The following is a 563-nucleotide window of genomic DNA, read 5'->3' as shown; positions in this document are numbered from 1 at the left end:
GTGATCCTTGTCACAGGAAATCGGAATCTCAGGCAAGGACGGGACGATGGTGATGACGGCGACCGGAGACTTGATCCTCTCCCTTATGGGCACGCCGGCCTCAGTAGGGCTCGCACGCACCCTCGTGGACGCACGAATCCGCAAATGGGACTATTTCCACATTCTCGACAATGCGCTTCTCATCGTCTCGGAACTCGTCACCAACGCGGCCCGCCAGACGCCACGCGAGGAGATCCGCCTCCAGCTCAGCCGGGACTCCTACGGGATCACCATCGCCGTCTGGGACGCGGCCCACGAACTGCCCCGCGCCAAGCCGAAGACCGAACTCACCCTCGAAGACCTCGACCTCTCCGAGGAGGCGTTCGACGACAACGGCGGCTGGGGCCTCCACATCATCCAGGCCCTCTCCACCAAGTGCGGCGTCACCGGCGACCCCGCCGGGGGCAAATGGATCTGGGCCCGCATCCCCTCGTGACCGGCCTCCGGCCACAGTCCACGCGCGCACCGACCTGCGGCGTGTTGTCATCATGCAGAGGGGGCATGACGACAACACGCCGCTTCCC

The 563-nt window shown here is 65.2% G+C and carries 1 protein-coding gene; it reads left to right on the top strand.

Annotated features, from left to right (window positions below; all coding sequences use genetic code 11):
- Positions 1 to 124: 124 nt before the first annotated feature.
- Positions 125 to 475, top strand: a complete 351-nt coding sequence (locus tag AF1_RS32775) for an ATP-binding protein (RefSeq protein WP_165488475.1) — start codon at positions 125 to 127, stop codon at positions 473 to 475.
- Positions 476 to 563: the final 88 nt, after the last annotated feature.

The sequence above is a fragment of the Actinomadura formosensis NBRC 14204 genome, assembly GCF_001552155.1.
GTDB classification, from domain to species: Bacteria; Actinomycetota; Actinomycetes; order Streptosporangiales; family Streptosporangiaceae; genus Spirillospora; species Spirillospora formosensis.
Note: the sequence above shows the minus strand (reverse complement) of the source record. Positions and strands in the feature narration are given on the sequence as shown.